We start from the raw sequence: 19,846 nt of genomic DNA, 5'->3' as shown, positions 1-19,846 counted from the left end.
CTCCACTCCTGAACGAGAACTGCTGGCAATAAACAGGTTGTCTTGATCTTCAAGACAGCCTGTTTATGCGTTATAACGTTTATGTGATAGATTGAAGCGTTTTATGTTCTCTAGTGATTCAGTACTTGTTGAGCGTGCAGATTTATTGATTCGGATAAGTTTCTTTTAAGAACTCAACAGACTGCACGATTAGCGCTTTCAACACATCCACATGAATGTCCGCGACCTTGTTGATGTACACACATGCTTTCCCTGTTGTATGTTTTCCAAAGTCCTTTAATAGATTTTCTCGCTCGCTATCCCCTGTGGCAAAATACAAACTGATCTTCGCCTTTCGTGGCGAGAAGCCCACTAGTGGTGCATCTCCTTCGTGACCCGATTCATATCTGTAATGATATGCACCGAATCCAATTATACTCGGTCCCCACATTTTCGCATCATAACCTGTCGTCTCCGTGAAGATATCCAATAATTGATAAGCGTCTTCACGTTTCTTTGCATGCTCGATCTGTTCAATAAATTCAATGACACTTTGGTCTGTTATTATTGTTTTAAGTTTGTACATTGAAGTGATCACTCCTTAATTAAGTCCAATCCTCAAAATGCTTTTCTAGAAAGACAAGCTCTTTCTCATAGTGTGCGAGATGACCTTCCTCTACCATTTTCATAAAAGCATGTTCCCCAGCAGCTGCGCGATCTGATAGTGTTTCACACATAAAACGAATGTGTGATATAACCCATTCCTTCAGGTCTGTGGGCACACTCAGTCCATACTTGCTCATAAATAATGTAATGCGTTCTTTTCGCACAGATCCATGTGCCTGGCTAGAGTAAGGCATAACACCCTTTCCATCCATCATTGGTGAGAAATCTGCGAGTGGAACGGACGTGTACAAGGCATAGGCGATATCCCACAGACGAGGACCCGGACCTGCCATATCAAAATCAATCATTCCTTGAGGACGGCCGTCCCTGAACACCATATTATACGGCGCAAAATCATTATGACATACAACTTCATCTTCAGTTATGCCTGGATATCTGTTCGTTGATACTGATGTTGTTGTAAATCCAACGGTCGCATCATGGTAACTTCTCAACAGTTTTGCGACTTCAATCAAAGATTCGTCTGACCACATATACTCTTCTAGATCAGGGTAGTCATTGCCTGGAACGATGCCTTTGAGGTAAGAAAGTATTTCTCGCCCCTGTTCATCTATTCCCAAAAATCGAGGGGCATGATCATAACCCACTTTTTCGAGATGCAAAAGCAATTCAATCACGTATGGATTTGGTTTGGCATACCGGCGAACCGTCTCACCTATTCTGACAACCTGATTCACATTACCTCCCGATAACGCTTCCTCCTGTTCGGACACTTTCATCCCTCCTCAAGCTAAACTTCCTTGCTATGCCCATGATTACGATTTTTCTTATAACTCCCCGGGAATCCCGCAACCAATAGTATGAATCCAACAAAGAACATGAAGTATACGAGTAAACCTGTTGGATGCTCGTTCGTCTGAGCAAACGGGGGGACGTTAGTCCCTCCTGAAGCATATCCTGCTTCTACTATAGCGACAGATACTCGGATTGAAATTCTCTCCATTGTCGAAATGAACACACTGCCAAGCATGAGGACTACACCCAAAATCTTGTTAATATTATTCATTTAATGCCTCCTTCTTGAGCCGTCCACTATTTTATGAGGTTATCTACTTAATGTCTTTCGATTCTCTAGTCCATATTCCTGCATTTTATATTAACGGTCCGTTCCTATATCATATCAAACAGCGGCGTCATCACTGATGCCGCTGTTAACGCTCTCTGTATAAGTTACGTAGCTACTACTTGGTGCAGATCCATACTATTTTCGAAAAAGGCTGACCGTTCTACATGATACAGATCATAGATTTGCTCTTTGGCATTGATCCGTTGATATACATCGGGATAGACATCATTGGCCAACTTCACGTAAGGCAGTTTTTGTACTGCTTTTCTGGATCTTATATTCTGCTTGCGTATCTTCATAAATACCGTTTCAATCCCATGTTCCAGAAACAATTCAACAAAGAAGGCTGATTTGGCTCTTTGGCTATACCCATTTCCAAAAAACGGTGATCCAATCCATGTGGCTAAAAAACCGGTTCGATGCTCAATATGATATAGATCAATGGTTCCAATAGGCTGCCCTGTTTCATTCAAAATCGTTCGGGATATCACTGTCTTTTGTTCTTCTTCAGCCATCAATTGTTTCGTCAGGAATAGATATTCCTCATACGATTGGCATGCATAACGAACGTAAGGAGAAACTGCGGGGTCCATCATTAAGCTGTACAGTGAAAGGCATTCCTGCAAATCACGTTTTTTTAACATTCTGTCTACCACCTAGTCCTTTTAGTTCGCTATATCAAGCAAATTAAGTATATAAAAGGTAGTGTGGGATTTAATGAATTCTGTATGTGGCTTATGTAAAATGCATTGGTAAATGTTGTTCAACTTTATCTCCGGGTAGCACAAAAAACGGCATGTCCCTTTTGGAGGAACACGCCGTTTGCACGAATGCAGATAGACAGTAAATTATTGCATACCTTGCATGATCGCATTAATGATATTTTGCTGAGTCACGGTATTATTTGAACGGTTAAATAATGCGAATCCATGTTGACCATTGTGCCCGTTATCCCAATACACAGGAACCATTTTGTATTTCTTGGCTTTTGCTGTAACTGCTTTGGCATATGCAGCACGATAAACATTGTTGCTGGAATCGTAAGACGTTTTATCAATGGAACCGAACTCACCAATCACTACAGGATAGCCCTGAGTCACAAATTTGTCGTACATGGACTTGAATTGCGATTCAAGATAATCCTCTTGTCCCCAAGTAGACTTTTTGGCAGGATTCGTAGAAGTTGCACCCCACTGTGTGATATTGCCGTTTTCCTCACCTGCAAAATCCCACGGAGAGTAATAGTGTGCCGAGATCATGATTCTCTTCTGCGAACTAGGAATAGCCGAGGATCTGTAATTATCTGTCGGAAGAGTAAAGCCATAATTACCAACAGTGTAGTCAATGTTGGTGTTCCAGCCTGGAACTAGCAACCATCTGGCATTGTTGTTACCTCCAGTCTGACGAACCGTATCCACGAAGATTTGGTTGTATGCGTTCAGATTGGCGTAATAGGCCGAGTTTGGATTGCCATAGTTACCATCAAAAACTTCGTTCATGGATTCGAAAATAAGGCGATCATTGTAGTTGCTAAACTTGGTGGCAATTTGCTGCCACACTTTCTTATATTTTTCCTTAATGGCAGTCTGATTGCCACCATTCACGAGCAGCCATCCACCCTGTACGGAATTATACCCATCACCATGAATATTGATGATCACATACAGACCTTCATTGTACGCATAGTCCACGACTTGCTGAATTCGATTCAGCCATGCCGCATTAATTGTATAATTGGGAGCGCTTCCAATGTTGTTCAAATAGGAAACGGGAATACGAATGGATTTGAAGCCTGCCGCTTTTACCTTTTTGATTAACTCTGGAGTTACCGTAGGATTGCCCCAAGCTGTCTCATTCGGTGTACCGTTCACCGCTGCTTCCAGCTGATTGCCGAGATTCCATCCTGCACCCATCTCAGACACTATTTGCGAAGCGTCCGCTGCTGATGCTTTAGCGCTCCATCCGGTAAAGGCTACCGCAGCCACTAATACCAGTGCCAAGCTGCTGATGCCAAATTTCTTCCATTTTTCGAACATAACCATACCTCCGCTTATTCTATTATTTTTAACAAGCAGTGCAGTTAATCTATCCATACAGATTGAATGATTCGAGAATACGTGCCTCCTCTCTCTATCGATCAAACAAATGAATTCTTCGTCCGACACCAACATAATAACACATTTATGGAAAATAAAGCGATATCTTTATTGTTTTTTATGACTATTTACTACAAAATAATCCATCTATCCATTTAAGTGGATTGCTTGAATTTGTTCTCTATCAAAATCAATAATCATGATGTGATCGCGCAAAATATGATCTCCGCAAGATATTGTTGCGCCGTAGTGGGTTATACTGTTAAATGTGATATCCACACGATAGACTTCAATCTCATTAAACCAATTCGGATGTACCTTTTCATGAAGTTCATTCTCATAATATTCTCGAAAGACAGTCTCACACGTTGAAAACCACTTAATGTAGTCTTCTATTTTATGAACAATTGAATCTAACGGTGTATTAGTGGACACATATATTCGGATGTCATTTAAACCCTCATCCTGTATGCAATGTTCAAATATTTGCACTGTATTTTGCAGAGTGTAACACCGGTAACTCTCATCACTTTCTTCTTCAAGCACAATGAATTCACTTAACAATACGATCTTGCTCCTTTCAATGCATATTAAAATAGCTCATTTAACCACTTTACGAATTTTTCTTTCTCCTCAAACTGTGGGTAATGCGCTGACTCGTTGAATACAATAAAGTCTTTGATCGGTGCTTCTAATATGTCAAAATAATCACGTGCTGCATTCGCAGTGGTCATATAATCATATTTCCCCGTTACAAAATAGGCAGGAATCTCCAGATGATCAACAATATCAGGTAAATTTTGACCAAATGCTTCCTTCAGTAAGATGTCTTGTGAACTGAACATCCCTGAATAAAAGCGTATCATATCCAGCCCATTGTATTCGGGATTAAAAAGGAATCCTGAAATATAATCTCTATTCTCGTTGATGAGTCTGGCTGCACCACCGTACTTTTGCAACAAAATTCTAGGCGTAAGTTCCTTTCCTTGCTCGATCGAGCTGCGGATTAGCTCCAGTTTTTTAACGTCATCTTCATTACCGGCTTGTTTCGCTTGCTCGTACGTGTACTCCAAACTTTCCAGTTCGCTCTGAAGTGTATTAGCCATCTGTCCAATGCCTATATAAGCGTGAAACTGAGTAGGTGCTTTAGCCGCAGCTTTCATCCCGATGTATGTACCAAATGAATGACCAATTAATATAACCTTCTCTTGACCTAACTCCTTAGATACATAATTCCTTAACGCTAACAAATCATCTACTAATACATCTGTTGTGAGATTCGAGTAATCCTCAAAAAAGTGATAGGACTTCCCACTCCCACGTTGATCGTAATGCACCACCGTGAAGTGTTGCTCAAGCTCTTTCTGATACTTCCTTACGTATGGAATCTCCGAGCATCCCGGCCCGCCATGCACAAAAATCAGGATAGGGTTAGTCCGATCAACACCCCTGATCATGACTTCATGTCCTGTACCGTTAATTTCGACCTGCTCTAACATGCTGATGCTGTTTTCACCTTTAATTTTGGGTGTCCATGTGGCAAATATCAGAGCTACTATAACCATTAAAATAATACTAAGTATGCTGTATTTGAGTGTTTTACGTATTTTTTTGCGCATGTAATGCTCCTTAAATAATAAGTTTCATTTGTAATTCTACCAGCGATTCCTTTATCGTAACGGATACAACAATTCAACGGGTTCTATCATAAGCTCTTGTTGGAAGATGTAATTGTGATCGGCTCCAACGATACAGAGGATTCGTTTTTCTGGATGAGCTTCAATTGTATTTTTGACTCTTTGAACCATAATCTGATTGCGGACCACCCATCGAAAGTTCTGTGCCTTCGCGTTTACCTGATGCAACCATTCATATTTTTGTCTGGTTACACGATCGAACTCCTTTGAATTAAAAGGAATCTCGCCAAACTGATACGTCTACATTTGCTCTGCAAACCAGTGATCATCCCGTTGTTCAAGTTCTTTGCGTTCCACGTCCGAATAACCGTTGAATGGATCAAAAGCATTCCACACATCCAATTCAAACCAGTCAATAGGGACAAATGGGATGTTATGCTCCTCGCATAAAGGGAAGACCAATTCCCAATACTCACTGGCTGGTTCTCCCCAGTATCCTCTATCATGTTTGTCCTTCAGATACCTCATCCAACTCTGCGGATGAACTTCACCACAAATGAGATCTGGTTTAAACTCAGTAATCACATCCTTGTAAAGAGAAAGGGAACAATGATATCGCTCCCTGAGTTCAGGATTATAAATGGTGCCAAGTATCCCAACCGTTGTCATGTGCCCAGCTCCTTTATCATATGTATATCGTTCGGCTCTTTGTCATAAAGTTCTTGATCGATGTCGCTTGCAATCTGGCTGCCCTGACTTTTATAAAAGGATACCGCTGATTTCGTCTCTGTGGAGGAGATATACAGATACTGTGCACCACGTTTCTTAGCCTCTTCACCTAACTCGTTTAGAATACGTTTACCAATACCTTGTCTTCTGTACCCGCGTGAGACATACATCAAGTCAACTTGTAATTGATTTCGTTCTTTTCCTCTATATTGATGTGCCAGCACACCAAATCCGATTAATTGATCGTCAGCAAACGCACCATATGCCATGCCACCTTGTTCTAATTCGTACACATATCGATTTTGAATCTCTTTCAAAAGCATCTCATCCCAGTTTGAGCATTCATGATTTTGTTCAAGCTCAACCAATCGGTTCTCTCTCATTTCATAGATGAGATCAATATGTTCCGAACGATCTATTTCCTGCAGCTGATTCATATCATCAAGGGTCAACGTTCTATACGTTATCATGGTCATTGCCATCTCTCCTTCCCCATGTTATTTCTAAGATCCTATGGCTTTATAGATCGAAGTCTGTATTTATCAAAGACCCTTTTATCGTACAAAATAGTGTATTCCTTGTTCTCTTCAATTAGTTTTGACATATCCATTGGAACGGCTATTGTTCTTTCAAGATTATTAAAATTAATTACAGTCATTTCATTTTCACTAATCTTTTGAACAGTAACTGCTTCAAAAATTGAAGTTCGAAAGGAATCCCATAACAAAATTAAAATCAATAAAAGTAATAGTGACATGATGAGTCCCTTATTCTTATTCACTAGTTCTTTTCATCTCCTTTAGTTTCAAAACAGAGTTCCACCAACTAAAACTAGCTTATTTTAATTTCAGGTAACTCATTCAAATGATTATTTCGATAGTGTATTTCTTAAGCTTATGGTTCTCAAGTCCATCCCATCTGTCTGAGAAACGATATAACATATCTCCGAAGTTCATCCCTTCAGGTAATACATCCACAAGCTTTATTTCATCGATTTCAGACTCCGGTAAGCTCTCCAGCGATTTAACCTCAGCATAAGAAACCATACCAAAGCTCCCATTCCATTCATATACACCATAAGGAGTTAATTCGAAGCGTACTGCCCCTGTCTCTTCATAGAGTTCTCGACTCGCCGTGTGTAAAATGGTTTCCCCTATTTCTTTGTTGCCTCCTGGGATCTCCCAACCTCCTCTTTTCCTATTTTTTATAATGATGAATTTATTGTTGTATTTAGCGATCATAACTGCAAATTTGATTAACTCTGGATCGAGTTCATAGATCAAACCAGTGGCTCATGTTATCTCTCCTATAAACAACTATTCTTCAATATAAAATTGTTAAACCAATGAAGTGATAACAAGCTATCATTGGATATAATTGTAGTGAATACCGCAACCAATGGTAGCTCTTGGTTAACAAATATGTATTGCCCTCTGACATGTTGAGTCTGTCATTTTATTTCCAACCTGTAGATCACTTCATCATCTGAATTGGTTCTATTCTCACTAATGAAAGACATGCTCTTGTACAAGTTCTGTGCTATTTCGTTATCCCGTTCAACCGTTAATGAAATAACCTTGCATACCGGATGCTGTTTTGTAATGTAATCTAAAATGGCTCTTATAGCGCGCTTTCCCATTCCTTTGCCTTGATAGAATTGATCGATTTGAAAACCACCAATCCAGTAATTATCTGTACTATTGGGAGTATAACTTAGATAAAAGAAACCAAAAACCTTCCCATCGATCTCAAGTACGTAAGGATCAAATGCTTCATCCCACGGTTTTATATAGGCGTAAGCTATCCCCTCAATAACAGATGGAACTAATGACGCTTGGTGTTCATACAAAGAGATCTTCAGCGCCTCTTCCCAATTCTCTCGTGTGACTGGTTGTATTTTTATATTCACCACTGTATCTCCTCTTTCGACATTCCTTAATTCATTCTAACGTTCTTTTCACTCTCACTTACATCCGCTTCCAAATGATGTTCAATCAATTGTATCACTTGTGTTTTATTCTTCGTGATTGTTGCAGTCTTATGGTTTTTGTTAATTGTACATATAACTTCTTCTATATTATATTGATGGTTCCATTTCACAATCATCTGGCATAAATTCTTGAATGACTGCTTGTAATTCCACGGTTGCAAACCAACTCTGGACAGTACAAACCTCTTTATAATTCGATAATCTCTGATGAAAACATTTGGATTTAATACAAAAATCAAATCCGCTTCTTGTATGGATTTTAAAGTCCAATCCTTGTACTGCACTCCTTCTATGATCCAAGCATCTGAACTGACAATAGATTGGATGGAGTCATCCCTGACACTTTCAGGATATCTCAGATTCTTGGCACTTCTGTCCCATATGAGATTGTCTAATTCATAAGAAGGAATACCGTACTTACCAGATAATTCTTTGGCTAATGTTGATTTCCCACTGCCGCAAGATCCAATAATTCGTATTCTCATACATATTCTTTCTTCAAAAATGCATAGATAACATTATCAACAAATCGATTTTTCCAATAATAATGTTCTTTCAATATGCCTTCTTCACTGAACCCCATTTTCTCAAGCAACTTCCTTGATCCCGCGTTCTCTGGCTCCACAAAGGCTTCAATTCTGTTTAATTCAAGGTTCTTAAATCCATATTCAACGATTTTCCGAGTTACCTCGGTCATGTAACCCTGCCGCCAGAACTCCGGTGTTAACTCATATCCCATCACAGCTTTATGATGTTGTTTCATCCAACCATGAAATCCGCATGTTCCAATAATTCTGTTGTCCGATTTCAAAGCAATTCCCCAGCGGATCACCTGACCATTTTCGAATCGTTCTTTCCTCCTTTGTATAAGTTCTTCTGCTTGTTTTATAGTTGTGAAACTTTCTACATCGTAGAATCTTGTAACTTCATCTGAAGAAAAAATATGAAATATGTCTTGGGAATCACTCTGTTTAATCTCTCTTAACAGCAATCTTTTGGTTTCTAGCTCAGGAAATCGAGTCATATTCACTTCACCTCAATCGAGTATACTGCTACATTTTTCCCAATTATATCTACGTCCTTCTCGTGTTTCATGCCATTCTTTTGCGCGACTTTCATAGAACCCACATTGCCATGTTGAATCAACGATATTAATCTTTTCTGCTTCAAGTGATCCATTCCATATTCTTTCCACGCTTTTGCTTGTTCATATCCGTAACCCATTCCCCAGTATTGCTCTATAACCCAGTAACCAACTTCTAGCTCATGAGTGCCCTCAATGATTTGAGGAATCAGTCCAGAGGTTCCAATTAACTTGTTATCCTCTTTGTTAAATGCGAGTAACAACCCCTCATTGTCTTTATTCCAGTTGATGAACTTTTCCAGGCTTTGCATGGTTTCTTCCTTCGTCCAGGGTCCACCATGTCTTATAAATTTCATCATATTCGGCTCACGTGTCATCTCAAAAAGTAAATCAAAATCATTTTTAGTATATTTCCGAAATATAAGTCGTTCTGTCTCCATCATTTTCTCAGCTCCTTCTTCATTCATAAAGATGTAATCGTATTCATAAACATTCAAATATCATGGGGAAACGGACTAGAGTGTGGCTTCAAACTCAGGCAAGTAAACGATGATGGGTTCCAGCTTACCGTCCGAAAATTGCTGAAGTTCAGGGTGACTGATGCTGACGAATGGCCAGGCGATTTTCTAAGGAACACAAGACATCTTATTCTGCTTCAGGTCCTCTTTTAAAATTGTAAGGAACATGAGACATCTTATTTTCCAAAATCATCTGACAAAAACGCTACAAAAGGCTATTTTTCTGGTATAGCGTGTCTCAGATTCCTTAGATTGCGGAGGGCGTTTCAAATTCCCGAATAAGACGTATCAGGTTCGTTAGCGCTTAAAACCTAAACTAATCGCTATGTTACTGGATATCCACGTATGCATGGGATGGTCTATCAAACGTTAGCAGTTAATCCCAAGTTTCTTTATCACCAGACCGATAGTTTTGTCCTCGCATCATTCTCATCTGTTAAATATGCGAGAGATTCAAATCCCTGTCTATTTATATGTTTATATAATTCCTCGACTTTTTCTAGCTCTTTACAATAAACCGTGACGTAGGTACTATCGATCACAAGAAGAACCATCTGACACTCACTCTCCACATAATCTTCATAGGTGATTACATCTGTTACTTGTGTGCCTTTTGGAAATGCTTTTAAATTCGCAAATATTAAATAATACTCGTTGTTATCAATAATCTTCTGTAATTCTTCTCCATTCATACCCATAATCATATTTGGAAAAAGATCATCCCCTAACGTATCATCAACAACGAAGTAGGACTCCTCCTCACCAATAAACCAATCGAAATTAGATACTTCCATAGGTTTTAAAATCTCCCCAAGAAAGCGACCATAGGCATTTGGTATTTCAAAACGTATTCCTCTCTTCATCTGTTCACCCTCTTATCATTTTCAATTCGAAGCACAATAACAGTACAGTTATTTCACTCGATATTTCTCCTTATTTATAATTTCACTTACTATTTCTGGTAGTTGTTCTTCTGTAAAATGAATAGTATACAGCTTGTTATCTACTTTCAGGTCCGGATGATTTTCAAACTCATCTAGCAGAATTATACTTCTTTCTTTCATTTGATATTCTTCCGCTCTTAGACGGTCTCTACGAATAATCGTTTGACGATCAACCATTAATACAACATAGATTATGCGAACATGATAGTCTGCCAATTCTGTCGTTAAACCATCAATGTCTTCCGGAAGGGCCACATAGTCCAGCACTACATCGTATTTATAATCCAATAAGTTTTTCACTAGACTAGATATATTTTTCCAAGTTAAGTCATTTGTATCCTTATCAAGCCAGGGTTTACCTCGCCCTTTGACCGGGAAGTGACTAACTGCATCTCCACAAATGTAAGCACTTTTATCTAAAGTCTGAACCAGCAGCTTGGAAGTTGTAGATTTCCCTACTCCAGGGGGTCCAGATATAATATATAGGTTTCTACTCATTTCGTATTCTCCTTACAATATCTTTTGGAAACTTCCAATATCCAGTTTTCTATCGAATTTATATCCAATCTCTTTAAACAGAGCACATTGTTCATAACCATTTCTCTCAAATAATGATTTACTTCTTGTATTCTCCATGCAAATCGTCGCAATTAAGGTATGGAACCCTTGTTCTTTTGCAATCTTCTCAATAAAACTTAATGCTTGTTTCCCCAAGCCTTTTCCCAAAATATCGGGCTTTAAATATATGGTGACTTCACCGCAAATGTCATATGCCTGTTTACTCTTATACTGGGTGATCAGAACATAGCCCATCATTTGATTGTTTTCAAGAATTATATAAGTTTTATACCGTGTATCCTTGTTCATTACAGAGGATTTAATCTGATCAAGATCTAATTCCTCCGTATGAAACGAAATCGTTGTATTCATTACATAATAGTTATAAATCTCTCTAATTTCAGGGAGGTGTTGTTCGGTTACCTCTTCAAAAGTCACAGTCGTCAATTAGGTTCCATCCTCTTCTGTTCATTTCTTCATCATATGTATGAAATACCGCGTCTAGATTTAATTCACCGGAAATATGAGGATATTCCCTGCCTTCATTATACAGATCTTCCCATATAACTTCTGACTTTATTTTAGAATCCCATTGATCAACGCGGCTTCCCATTCTTTTCTCGAGAGCACATGTACAATCATCATCATCATAAAACCCTCCTATTAAAAAAATGATAATTATTTGGATAGGACCTTTTTCAATATGAGTTCTATGATTTCACTAGTCACCAGATGATCGGTAATAATGCGAGTTTGAAATTGTTCATCCTTAAAAGCTTCAACACACTTTGGTGCTTGCTGATATTGCCAGCCTCCATATTCATCTCCGCGTTTAGCCAAACGATGATAAATTGTCTCTTCTTTAGCCGTAAGGCAAAAATGATGAATGTCCTGATCGATCTCTTTCAACCCGTTATAGATGTAATTAAAATTTTCCTCTTTATAAATGGTCATGGGGATAATTAAGTGTTTGTTGTATTTCTGCTTTACTTCTTTAGCCGTCTTTACGGTTAGAATTTTCCATAGATCGATATCTTGAAAATCATCCGTACGTTCCCTTTCCTCTCTACAATTCTCCGGAAGAAGTTTTCTGAGCATATAACCTATTTCTTCAGGATCGTAGATCATGCTGTTTGCAATTAAGGGCTGAAGTGCTTCTGCTGCAGAAGTTTTTCCCGAACCAAACGCTCCATTAATCATAATAATCATTTAATTCTTTCACTCCTATTCAATAAAATTTTTCAATAGAAACCAGATTCTTTACATACAATTTCATCCATTATAAATGTTTTCCTTCCACTTTTGTGTTACAAAATGGCCAAAACATGATGAAATCCCATTGGGTCAACCCAACGGGATTTCATCATAGTGCATTATTTTCCAATCAACCTTGAGCTTGTTAATGTATTTCCAAGTAATCGATGTATATATCCCATGTCCCGTCATCGGCTGTTACAACCAACTCAATGACCTGATTTCCCGTCCCATGACTGATATTATTCAGCGTATAAACCGCTGGAGCGCTTCCGCCAAAGTAAAAGGTTCCCTTCGTCTGTCCGCCAATCTTCAAATCAACTCTAGCCATGTTGGCATTGTTTGAAGCTCCACGAAGCGAGAAATTATGAGTGCTCGTTGCAAAATTCTGAGTGTATTTAACCAAATCATTGTTGGCATAAAGGACCACACCATTGAAAGGAGAATTGATATTGCCGGTGTATTGTCCACCTTTGGTCATGTTCTCAGCTTCCACTTTTGTTCCGTTACTCGGGGGATTAGTAGTGCCATTATCGGGTGCGACTGCCCGACCGGTAGTTGATGAGATCATGCCGGAGCAAAGGCCACGATTCTTCAGATTTTGTGCAATCTGCGGAATGGCCTGAAGTGTCGTCTGGTACTGATCATGCATTAGTATGATGTCACCACTTTTCATCGTGTTCACAGCTGCCACGATCTGGGCTGCGCTGGCACCATTCCAGTCTTTAGAATCTACGTTCCACAGTACTTCCTTCAGGCCGTTTTGGCTCACAACGGATTTCAAGGTCGCATTTGTCGCACCGTAAGGAGGTCTGAACAGTTTAGGTGAACTTCCGGTAATGGACTGGATCGTCTGTTGTGTCCGTGTAATCTCTGACGACATCTGAGAACTGTTTAATGTAGTCATGTTTGGATGTGTATAGGAATGATTGCCAATCCACATACCAGCTGCTACTTGTGCAGAAACCAGAGATTTATTATTTTGCGCATTTTGTCCAACATTGAACATCGTTGCCCGTAAGCCCGCCTGCTTCAACGCGTTAAGCATGTTTGTTGTATTTCCAGATGGGCCATCATCAAACGTCAGACCTACATAACCATTCGGACAACTTGCATCTGCAGCATGAGCATCAGGCACCCCCGGAATAGAAAACAAGGTACCGAAAAGTGCGAGAGATATTACCGCCTTTGCCAGCTTAACTTTGAACATAAAATTACCTCCTCATAATATATTCACAGCATACTACCTTCTACACTCCCTCTCTTTATCGAACTCTCACCCCTCAAAAAAGCGCTTTCAAAAGTATGTAATCCGCTACGTCCTTTCTCATAGAAAAGAACTTTAGTTCAAGGTGAGTTCAGTATAAACGATACGTTTATTTAAAGTAAATTGAATTTTATCCAAAATGTTCTATTTATTCACGTATTCTAGAATCGCCTGTTGTACATCTCCCGTCTAGCACTCTCCTGTGTAAAAATGTCCTCCGGGGGCACCATGCGCTTCGGGAGTGTACGCCCTGCAATAATTTCTTTTGTAGCCTGCATAAGCTGGGGACCAATCAGCGGGTTACATTCCACCACAGCGTTGATTTTCCCACTCGCCAGAATTTCAAGTGCTTTGCGGGAGCCGTCCACCGAGACAATGATAATGTCCTCTCCCGGCTTCAGCCCAACTTCTTCTATCGCTTGAATGGCGCCAAAAGCCATTTCATCATTATGGGCAAAAAGAACCTGCGGCCGTTCGTCTTCCGGGACCTGAAGGAATTCTTTCATCACTTGTTTCCCATTGTCCTCCGTAAAATCGGCAGGAGCACTTTGTGAGAAAATGATATCTGCTCTGGTTTCGAAAATGCTTTTAAAGCCCTCGCCACGCTGGATAGAGGGTGTAGAACCACTCGTGCCTTGCAGTTCGGCAATCCGTATCAAACCCGGATGATTTCGCATCCGATCCTGAATGTACTTTCCGGCCTTCACACCTTCCTCATAAAAGTCCGATCCAATCGTTGTCACAAAAAGTGAAGTGTCTTTGACATCAACGGACCGGTCTACGATAATCACGGGTATACCTGCATCCCTAGCCTCCTGAAGAATACCATCCCAGCCCGATTCCACGACCGGTGCAATGGCAATGACATCCACCTTTTGCCTGATGAACGACCGAACAGCCTCGAACTGTTTCGTCTGAGACTGTTCTGCATTTTTTATGACAAGGGAGATTCCCGATTCAGCCGCAGCATTGCGAATAGACGTGGAGTTTGCCAGACGCCAGGCACTCTCTCTGCCCAGTTGTGAAAAACCCAAGACAATCGGTTTCGTAGAGGTATCCCTTGCTACCGCTGATTCCATCCATTCCTCAACGGAGGGAAGAGTTTCTAAGTTGTTAGACGAGATTGGAGGAGGAACAGATTCAGACTCAGGGGTTGTGCAGCCGACAAGCAGCAGTAGAATGAACAAACACAACCCGTTCACATGTCTTCTCACTCACGCATCCCCCATCTCCATATTTCATTTAATTCGATCAACTTAATGCAGTGATTTCGAGGATACTCGCCGCCCGCTAAGAAGTCGTTGGAACAAAATAAAAACAAACAGCATCAGGCCAATCACAATCTTGGTCCACCATGAGCTGAGCGTACCTTCGAAGCTAATTATAGTTTGGATAGCCCCTTGGATCAATACACCAATAAAGGTTCCCGCCACATACCCTACACCACCTGTTAACAAGGTGCCTCCTATTACAACAGCGGCGATGGTATCGAGTTCAAGACCCATGGCGTGTAATCCATAACCGGATAACATATAAAAGGTGAAGACAACACCGGCAAGCGCGGAACACAAACCGCTGAACGTGTACACCAGGATTTTGGTACGTGCAACTGGCAGTCCCATAAGCAGCGCGGATTGCTCGCTTCCGCCGATGGCGTATACGTTGCGCCCAAACCGGGTGTAATGTGCTAGGTAGATCGCGAGCAGTACAATAACCAGTCCAATTATCACATTAATGGAGACAAAGCTGCCCCCTGGCAAGGAAATTTTCGCCTGTGCAACCTGTGTGTAAAATGGATTCGTAATGGTAATGGTGTCGAGACTGATGACATAACACAGCCCCCGCGCCAAAAACATGCCTGCCAGTGTCACGATGAAAGGCTGGATTTTGAAATAGTGGATGATCGCCCCCATGACTGTGCCAAACAACGCACCCATGACAAGCACCATAGGTATAACAATCGCAGGCGACCACCCTTGCTTCTCGACCAGACTTGCGCTAATGATGGTCGTCAGCGCAATGACAGAACCTACCGACAGGTCGATTCCTCCCGATACAATCACAAAAGTCATGCCAATCGCCGTGATAATCAGAAATGCGTTATCAATGAGAAGATTAAGTAGTACCTGTGTGGAAAAGAACCCCGTATAGCGGAAAGAGCCTATGGCAAACATCACGGCCAGCAAACCGAAGGTGACAAAGACCGGGAGATACTTACGATTAAGAAACATGGCGGTTAACCCCCTGTTCGGCTGGAAACTTCCGTTTTTTCCAACGGATCACCATGGAATTGCGGAATGAATCGGATTGAATCAAACATACGGCCAGTACAACAAAAGCTTTGACAACCAACGTAACTTCTGGCGGGACTCCAATCATATAGATCGTCGTTGTTAAGGTTTGGATAATGAGTGCTCCAACGACGGTACCCATTAGATAGAAACGACCACCATTGAGCGAAGTACCCCCGATGACTACAGCAAGAATGGCATCGAGTTCATACCACAGACCTGCGTTATTGCCATCCGCACTGGATACATTTGAGCTGAGAATAAGCCCGGCAATGCCGGCACACAGACCACAGAAGACATATACCGTGAGAATAACTGTTTTTGAACGAATACCTGCCAGTTGGCCCGCGTTTGCGTTACTTCCAACCGATTCAATAAACAGTCCAAGTGCCGTTTTTCTCGTCAGCAATGAGGCAACAAGCAGCACAGTTAATACGATGAAGATGGAAAAAGGTAATGCTGCAAGCGAACCTGCACCGATATAGGCGTAGTTCGCGTTGGATACAGTAATAATCTGTCCACTCGTAATCAATTGCGCAATCCCACGTCCGGCTACCATCAGTATAAGCGTTGCAATAATGGGTTGGATTCGGGCGACCGAAACCAGCGCCCCATTCCATATGCCCAAGATCAGTGAGAGACCTATAGATAATCCAAGTGCACCCAACACAAGCCAGAGCGAACTCTGATCCACTCCTCTGCTGATGCTCATACAAGCCACGGCACCGGAGATCGCTACAATAGAGCCCACGGACAAATCGATACCTCCGGTTGCAATCACCAGTGTCATGCCGATCGATACCAGAATTAAGGGCGCTCCAAAATTGAGAATATCAATCAAGCTGCCATACAGATTCCCTTCTCGCATGACGAGGGAGAAGAAATCCGGAGAGTACAGCAAATTAAAGATTAAAAGTAAACCAAGCATACATAACGGCCAAAACAAATGATGTTTACGCATCTTGCCCGCCATCTCTTTAACCTCCTGCCATTGCTTTCATGATTTGCTGTTGATTGATCTGATGCCCGCTAAGTTCTTGCACTTTTTTGCGGTCCCGGATTACGGCAATCCGGTGGCTGACACGAATCACTTCTTCCAGCTCGGACGAAATGAACAGCACGGCCATGCCCTGCTTCGATAGAGAGAGCACCAGCTTCTGTATTTCAGTCTTGGCACCGATATCAATTCCACGCGTAGGTTCATCGAGAATCAACAGATCGGGGTTCATCAGCAGCCACCGTGCAAGCAACACCTTTTGCTGATTACCGCCGCTCAGATTTTTAATTAAATGCTCCGGGTTTTTCGGATGGATATTTAACAGGTTGATGTACTTTTCGGCGATCTCATCCTGTTTCTTGCGTGAGATTGGTTTGGACCAGCCTCGTGTCGCTTGTAAAGCCAGAATAATGTTCTCCCGAATGGTCAAATCATCGATTATGCCTTCGGTTTTACGGTTCTCGGAGCAAAAAGCAATATTCTGATCAATTGCATGACGCGGCGACTTGACCGTACTTCCTGTATCTACAACGAGCAGCTTGCCTACATCTGAACGATCTGCACCAAAGAAAAGGCGAGCGATCTCGGTACGACCAGACCCCAATAACCCAGCCAAGCCCACGACTTCTCCCTTGCGAATGTCCAGATCGAACGGCTCAATTGCTCCTTTGCGTCCAAGTGCCTTAGCGGTAATTAACAGTTCTCCCGACTCCCCCTGGGCAGCATCCGCTTCCTTCGGAAGCTCCTCAAGGACCTCGAGCTCCTTGCCGATCATCTTGAGCACCAGTTCCATGCGTGGAAGTTCTGCGGCTATGTACTCTCCTTCCAATTCCCCGTTACGGAGCACCGTTAGACGATCCGACATTTCGTATACCTGATCAAGAAAATGAGTGACAAAAAGAATTGCGAGACCTTCACTCTTTAATTTGTGCATAATACGAAACAGTTGCTGAACCTCGTTTTTGTCCAGACTGGATGTGGGTTCATCCAATATGAGCACTTTTGCCGAGATGCTGAGTGCTCTTGCAATTGCAATCAGTTGTTGCATCGCGACCGAATAGGTCTGTAAAGGAGCCTTAACGTCGATGGACAGATGTAATCTGTCTCGCAGAAGGTTCTCCGCATCTTTGTTCATTTGCTTCCAATTGATTTTGCCAAATCGCATCGGTTCCCGCCCGATGAAAATATTCTCAGCAACCGTTAAGTTTGGACAGAGATTGACCTCTTGGTAAACGGTACTGATTCCCGCCTTTTGCGCTTCAAGCGGACCGGAGATCGAGAGATCACGGTTATCCATGGTTACCGTTCCTTCGTCAATGGAATAAACGCCGGTCAGAACTTTAATAAGCGTCGACTTCCCCGCTCCGTTCTCACCCATCAAGGCATGAATCTCGCCCGGAAACAAGCGAAAGCTGACGCTGGATAGCGCTTTAACCCCGGGAAATTGTTTGGTGATGCCTGACATTTGCAAAATGGGTGCTTGCTCAGCCATATAACCCTCTCCTTTGTTATGGAAAAAAGTCATTTAGCGACAGCCTGGTCGAAAAATGACTTTTCGGTGTTATACGAATCTGCTTTTAATATTCGCGTGATGGCAATGCTTCTTTGGCTTGCTCTGATGTGAAGGTCGTCTCATCCGTAACGATTCGGGGTTCGATGTCTTTCCCGTCCACTACCGATTGAACCGCTTCCATTAATTGAGGTCCCAACAACGGATTACATTCAACGATAAAGTTGATTTTGCCATCAGCAGCAGCCTGCATCCCATCCTTCACGGCATCCACAGAGATAATGGTAATATCTACGCCTGGTTTCAATCCTGCCGCTTCAATGGCCTGAATTGCACCAAGTGCCATATCGTCATTATGTGCATAGAGAACATCTATTTTTTTATGTGCTTTGAGGAAAGCTTGCATGACTTCTTTGCCTTTGGCACGTGTAAAGTCACCCGATTGTGAAGCAATCACTTTAAGCTTCGAATTGGAAGCAATCAATTCCATAAAGCCCTCTTGACGGTCATTCGCTGGTGCAGAGCCTGTTGTACCCTGCAGCTCAACGATATTGATCTCGTCTTGTGTGTCCTTGTATTGGTCACTAAGCCACTGACCTGCTTTGCGTCCTTCTTCTACAAAGTCGGAGCCAATAAAGGTTTTGTAGAGGGTTTTATCCGGCGAATCCACAGCACGGTCCGTCAAAATCACGGGAATGCCTGCATCCTTCGCTTCCTTCAATACGGTGTCCCAACCCGATTCCACAACAGGGGAAAAAGCAATCACCGTCACCTTCTGTTGTATGAAGGATCGCAAAGCTTTAATTTGATTTTCCTGCTTCTGCTGCGCATCGGAGAATTTCAAATCATAACCCGCTTCTTTGGCTGAATCCTGAATCGACTTGGTATTCGCCGAACGCCAACCACTCTCCGCACCAACCTGCGAAAAACCAAGCGTAATTGTTTTGGCGCTGGCAGGTGTACTGCCATTCCCACTCGTTGAAGTTTCTTTATCGGAGCCTGCTCCTCCATTGGTACTGCTACATGCCGTGCTGACCAGCATCACCATAGCCAATGTTATGGCAAGTCCCCACTTTTTTTTGGTTCGCATGTTGTGATCCTCCCTTTTTTCGTTTCACCTTGTGGTGTGACCACATTATAGAACGCTTTCATTCCGAGCTTATATGGAGTCTCATACTTTATTTATGTAATAATTTAGTAATTTCAAAAAATGGAGTTTAGAACGTGTAATTTCTTTGT

25 protein-coding genes are annotated in these 19,846 nt (G+C 41.7%); all 25 read right to left on the bottom strand.

The window, feature by feature from the left end; translation table 11 throughout:
* Window positions 1-142: 142 nt before the first annotated feature.
* On the bottom strand, window positions 143-565 hold the full coding sequence (locus MKZ13_RS12440; protein WP_221825082.1) for a DUF1801 domain-containing protein: 423 nt from the start codon (window positions 563-565) through the stop codon (window positions 143-145).
* Window positions 566-584: 19 nt separating this feature from the next.
* A complete protein-coding gene (locus MKZ13_RS12435) occupies window positions 585-1,385 on the bottom strand; it encodes an aminoglycoside phosphotransferase family protein (protein WP_339184337.1) in 801 nt (266 codons plus the stop codon).
* Window positions 1,386-1,396: 11 nt separating this feature from the next.
* Window positions 1,397-1,672 carry a hypothetical protein gene (locus MKZ13_RS12430; RefSeq protein WP_339184335.1) on the bottom strand — a complete coding sequence of 92 codons (276 nt, stop codon included), beginning with the start codon at window positions 1,670-1,672 and terminating at the stop codon, window positions 1,397-1,399.
* A 164-nt stretch (window positions 1,673-1,836) separates the two neighbouring features.
* Window positions 1,837-2,376 carry a GNAT family protein gene (locus MKZ13_RS12425; protein WP_339184332.1) on the bottom strand — a complete coding sequence of 180 codons (540 nt, stop codon included), beginning with the start codon at window positions 2,374-2,376 and terminating at the stop codon, window positions 1,837-1,839.
* Window positions 2,377-2,580: 204 nt separating this feature from the next.
* Window positions 2,581-3,768: a glycoside hydrolase family 5 protein gene (locus MKZ13_RS12420; RefSeq protein WP_339184330.1), complete on the bottom strand. Its 1,188-nt coding sequence runs from the start codon at window positions 3,766-3,768 to the stop codon at window positions 2,581-2,583.
* Window positions 3,769-3,975: 207 nt separating this feature from the next.
* Window positions 3,976-4,374 carry a hypothetical protein gene (locus tag MKZ13_RS12415; protein WP_339184328.1) on the bottom strand — a complete coding sequence of 133 codons (399 nt, stop codon included), beginning with the start codon at window positions 4,372-4,374 and terminating at the stop codon, window positions 3,976-3,978.
* 44 nt (window positions 4,375-4,418) lie between these two features.
* Complete coding sequence (locus MKZ13_RS12410) at window positions 4,419-5,447, bottom strand: alpha/beta hydrolase (RefSeq protein WP_339184326.1); 1,029 nt, start codon at window positions 5,445-5,447, stop codon at window positions 4,419-4,421.
* Window positions 5,448-5,765: 318 nt separating this feature from the next.
* The gene (locus MKZ13_RS12405) at window positions 5,766-6,134 is read right to left on the bottom strand and encodes a hypothetical protein (protein WP_339184324.1); all 369 of its coding nucleotides are present in this window, start codon (window positions 6,132-6,134) and stop codon (window positions 5,766-5,768) included.
* Complete coding sequence (locus MKZ13_RS12400; protein WP_339184322.1) at window positions 6,131-6,670, bottom strand: GNAT family N-acetyltransferase; 540 nt, start codon at window positions 6,668-6,670, stop codon at window positions 6,131-6,133. The genes MKZ13_RS12405 and MKZ13_RS12400 overlap by 4 nt, the downstream gene beginning before the upstream one ends.
* A gap of 35 nt (window positions 6,671-6,705) precedes the next feature.
* On the bottom strand, window positions 6,706-6,975 hold the full coding sequence (locus MKZ13_RS12395; RefSeq protein WP_339184320.1) for a hypothetical protein: 270 nt from the start codon (window positions 6,973-6,975) through the stop codon (window positions 6,706-6,708).
* Window positions 6,976-7,054: 79 nt separating this feature from the next.
* Window positions 7,055-7,477 carry an NUDIX domain-containing protein gene (locus tag MKZ13_RS12390; RefSeq protein WP_339184318.1) on the bottom strand — a complete coding sequence of 141 codons (423 nt, stop codon included), beginning with the start codon at window positions 7,475-7,477 and terminating at the stop codon, window positions 7,055-7,057.
* Between the two features lie 167 nt (window positions 7,478-7,644).
* Complete coding sequence (locus MKZ13_RS12385) at window positions 7,645-8,103, bottom strand: GNAT family N-acetyltransferase (protein WP_339184316.1); 459 nt, start codon at window positions 8,101-8,103, stop codon at window positions 7,645-7,647.
* Window positions 8,104-8,129: 26 nt separating this feature from the next.
* Window positions 8,130-8,669: a hypothetical protein gene (locus MKZ13_RS12380; protein ID WP_339184314.1), complete on the bottom strand. Its 540-nt coding sequence runs from the start codon at window positions 8,667-8,669 to the stop codon at window positions 8,130-8,132.
* Complete coding sequence (locus tag MKZ13_RS12375; RefSeq protein ID WP_339184312.1) at window positions 8,666-9,208, bottom strand: GNAT family protein; 543 nt, start codon at window positions 9,206-9,208, stop codon at window positions 8,666-8,668. The genes MKZ13_RS12380 and MKZ13_RS12375 overlap by 4 nt, the downstream gene beginning before the upstream one ends.
* Window positions 9,209-9,210: 2 nt before the next feature.
* Window positions 9,211-9,735, bottom strand: a complete 525-nt coding sequence (locus MKZ13_RS12370) for a GNAT family N-acetyltransferase (protein WP_339184310.1) — start codon at window positions 9,733-9,735, stop codon at window positions 9,211-9,213.
* 446 nt (window positions 9,736-10,181) lie between these two features.
* Entirely contained in the window at window positions 10,182-10,649 is a 468-nt protein-coding gene (locus MKZ13_RS12365) for a DUF2691 family protein (protein ID WP_339184308.1), read from the bottom strand.
* Between the two features lie 48 nt (window positions 10,650-10,697).
* Window positions 10,698-11,228, bottom strand: a complete 531-nt coding sequence (locus tag MKZ13_RS12360) for an AAA family ATPase (RefSeq protein WP_339184306.1) — start codon at window positions 11,226-11,228, stop codon at window positions 10,698-10,700.
* A gap of 12 nt (window positions 11,229-11,240) precedes the next feature.
* The gene (locus MKZ13_RS12355) at window positions 11,241-11,726 is read right to left on the bottom strand and encodes an N-acetyltransferase family protein (protein ID WP_313771520.1); all 486 of its coding nucleotides are present in this window, start codon (window positions 11,724-11,726) and stop codon (window positions 11,241-11,243) included.
* A 240-nt stretch (window positions 11,727-11,966) separates the two neighbouring features.
* Window positions 11,967-12,497: an AAA family ATPase gene (locus MKZ13_RS12350; protein WP_339184303.1), complete on the bottom strand. Its 531-nt coding sequence runs from the start codon at window positions 12,495-12,497 to the stop codon at window positions 11,967-11,969.
* A 190-nt stretch (window positions 12,498-12,687) separates the two neighbouring features.
* Window positions 12,688-13,752, bottom strand: coding sequence for a polysaccharide deacetylase family protein (locus tag MKZ13_RS12345; RefSeq protein ID WP_339184301.1), 1,065 nt, complete (start codon window positions 13,750-13,752; stop codon window positions 12,688-12,690).
* Window positions 13,753-13,970: 218 nt separating this feature from the next.
* Window positions 13,971-15,023: an ABC transporter substrate-binding protein gene (locus MKZ13_RS12340; protein ID WP_339184299.1), complete on the bottom strand. Its 1,053-nt coding sequence runs from the start codon at window positions 15,021-15,023 to the stop codon at window positions 13,971-13,973.
* A gap of 42 nt (window positions 15,024-15,065) precedes the next feature.
* On the bottom strand, window positions 15,066-16,040 hold the full coding sequence (yjfF, locus tag MKZ13_RS12335; protein ID WP_339184297.1) for a galactofuranose ABC transporter, permease protein YjfF: 975 nt from the start codon (window positions 16,038-16,040) through the stop codon (window positions 15,066-15,068).
* Window positions 16,030-17,073, bottom strand: coding sequence for an ABC transporter permease (locus tag MKZ13_RS12330; protein ID WP_339184294.1), 1,044 nt, complete (start codon window positions 17,071-17,073; stop codon window positions 16,030-16,032). Before MKZ13_RS12330 ends, yjfF begins: the two co-directional genes overlap by 11 nt.
* Before the next feature lie 4 nt (window positions 17,074-17,077).
* Window positions 17,078-18,589, bottom strand: a complete 1,512-nt coding sequence (locus tag MKZ13_RS12325) for a sugar ABC transporter ATP-binding protein (protein ID WP_339184292.1) — start codon at window positions 18,587-18,589, stop codon at window positions 17,078-17,080.
* An 85-nt stretch (window positions 18,590-18,674) separates the two neighbouring features.
* Window positions 18,675-19,697: an ABC transporter substrate-binding protein gene (locus MKZ13_RS12320; RefSeq protein ID WP_221825125.1), complete on the bottom strand. Its 1,023-nt coding sequence runs from the start codon at window positions 19,695-19,697 to the stop codon at window positions 18,675-18,677.
* Window positions 19,698-19,846: the final 149 nt, after the last annotated feature.

Source organism: Paenibacillus sp. FSL R5-0701 (assembly GCF_037973995.1).
In the GTDB taxonomy this organism is placed as follows: Bacteria; Bacillota; Bacilli; order Paenibacillales; family Paenibacillaceae; genus Paenibacillus.
The sequence above is the reverse complement of the archived record's forward strand: the minus strand, read 5'-3'. Positions and strand labels throughout refer to the sequence as shown.

What these genes read in the sequence shown, in the direction of transcription:
- yjfF (WP_339184297.1), bottom strand. Translation starts at nt 16,040, where the DNA reads ATGTTTCTTAATCGTAAGTATCTCCCGGTCTTTGTCACCTTCGGTTTG.
- MKZ13_RS12425 (WP_339184332.1), bottom strand. Translation starts at nt 2,376, where the DNA reads ATGTTAAAAAAACGTGATTTGCAGGAATGCCTTTCACTGTACAGCTTA.
- MKZ13_RS12320 (WP_221825125.1), bottom strand. Translation starts at nt 19,697, where the DNA reads ATGCGAACCAAAAAAAAGTGGGGACTTGCCATAACATTGGCTATGGTG.
- MKZ13_RS12430 (WP_339184335.1), bottom strand. Translation starts at nt 1,672, where the DNA reads ATGAATAATATTAACAAGATTTTGGGTGTAGTCCTCATGCTTGGCAGT.
- MKZ13_RS12400 (WP_339184322.1), bottom strand. Translation starts at nt 6,670, where the DNA reads ATGACCATGATAACGTATAGAACGTTGACCCTTGATGATATGAATCAG.
- MKZ13_RS12440 (WP_221825082.1), bottom strand. Translation starts at nt 565, where the DNA reads ATGTACAAACTTAAAACAATAATAACAGACCAAAGTGTCATTGAATTT.
- MKZ13_RS12325 (WP_339184292.1), bottom strand. Translation starts at nt 18,589, where the DNA reads ATGGCTGAGCAAGCACCCATTTTGCAAATGTCAGGCATCACCAAACAA.
- MKZ13_RS12405 (WP_339184324.1), bottom strand. Translation starts at nt 6,134, where the DNA reads ATGACAACGGTTGGGATACTTGGCACCATTTATAATCCTGAACTCAGG.
- MKZ13_RS12360 (WP_339184306.1), bottom strand. Translation starts at nt 11,228, where the DNA reads ATGAGTAGAAACCTATATATTATATCTGGACCCCCTGGAGTAGGGAAA.
- MKZ13_RS12375 (WP_339184312.1), bottom strand. Translation starts at nt 9,208, where the DNA reads ATGACTCGATTTCCTGAGCTAGAAACCAAAAGATTGCTGTTAAGAGAG.
- MKZ13_RS12410 (WP_339184326.1), bottom strand. Translation starts at nt 5,447, where the DNA reads ATGCGCAAAAAAATACGTAAAACACTCAAATACAGCATACTTAGTATT.
- MKZ13_RS12365 (WP_339184308.1), bottom strand. Translation starts at nt 10,649, where the DNA reads ATGAAGAGAGGAATACGTTTTGAAATACCAAATGCCTATGGTCGCTTT.
- MKZ13_RS12380 (WP_339184314.1), bottom strand. Translation starts at nt 8,669, where the DNA reads ATGAGAATACGAATTATTGGATCTTGCGGCAGTGGGAAATCAACATTA.
- MKZ13_RS12420 (WP_339184330.1), bottom strand. Translation starts at nt 3,768, where the DNA reads ATGTTCGAAAAATGGAAGAAATTTGGCATCAGCAGCTTGGCACTGGTA.
- MKZ13_RS12435 (WP_339184337.1), bottom strand. Translation starts at nt 1,385, where the DNA reads ATGAAAGTGTCCGAACAGGAGGAAGCGTTATCGGGAGGTAATGTGAAT.
- MKZ13_RS12345 (WP_339184301.1), bottom strand. Translation starts at nt 13,752, where the DNA reads ATGTTCAAAGTTAAGCTGGCAAAGGCGGTAATATCTCTCGCACTTTTC.
- MKZ13_RS12330 (WP_339184294.1), bottom strand. Translation starts at nt 17,073, where the DNA reads ATGGCGGGCAAGATGCGTAAACATCATTTGTTTTGGCCGTTATGTATG.
- MKZ13_RS12350 (WP_339184303.1), bottom strand. Translation starts at nt 12,497, where the DNA reads ATGATTATTATGATTAATGGAGCGTTTGGTTCGGGAAAAACTTCTGCA.
- MKZ13_RS12370 (WP_339184310.1), bottom strand. Translation starts at nt 9,735, where the DNA reads ATGAATGAAGAAGGAGCTGAGAAAATGATGGAGACAGAACGACTTATA.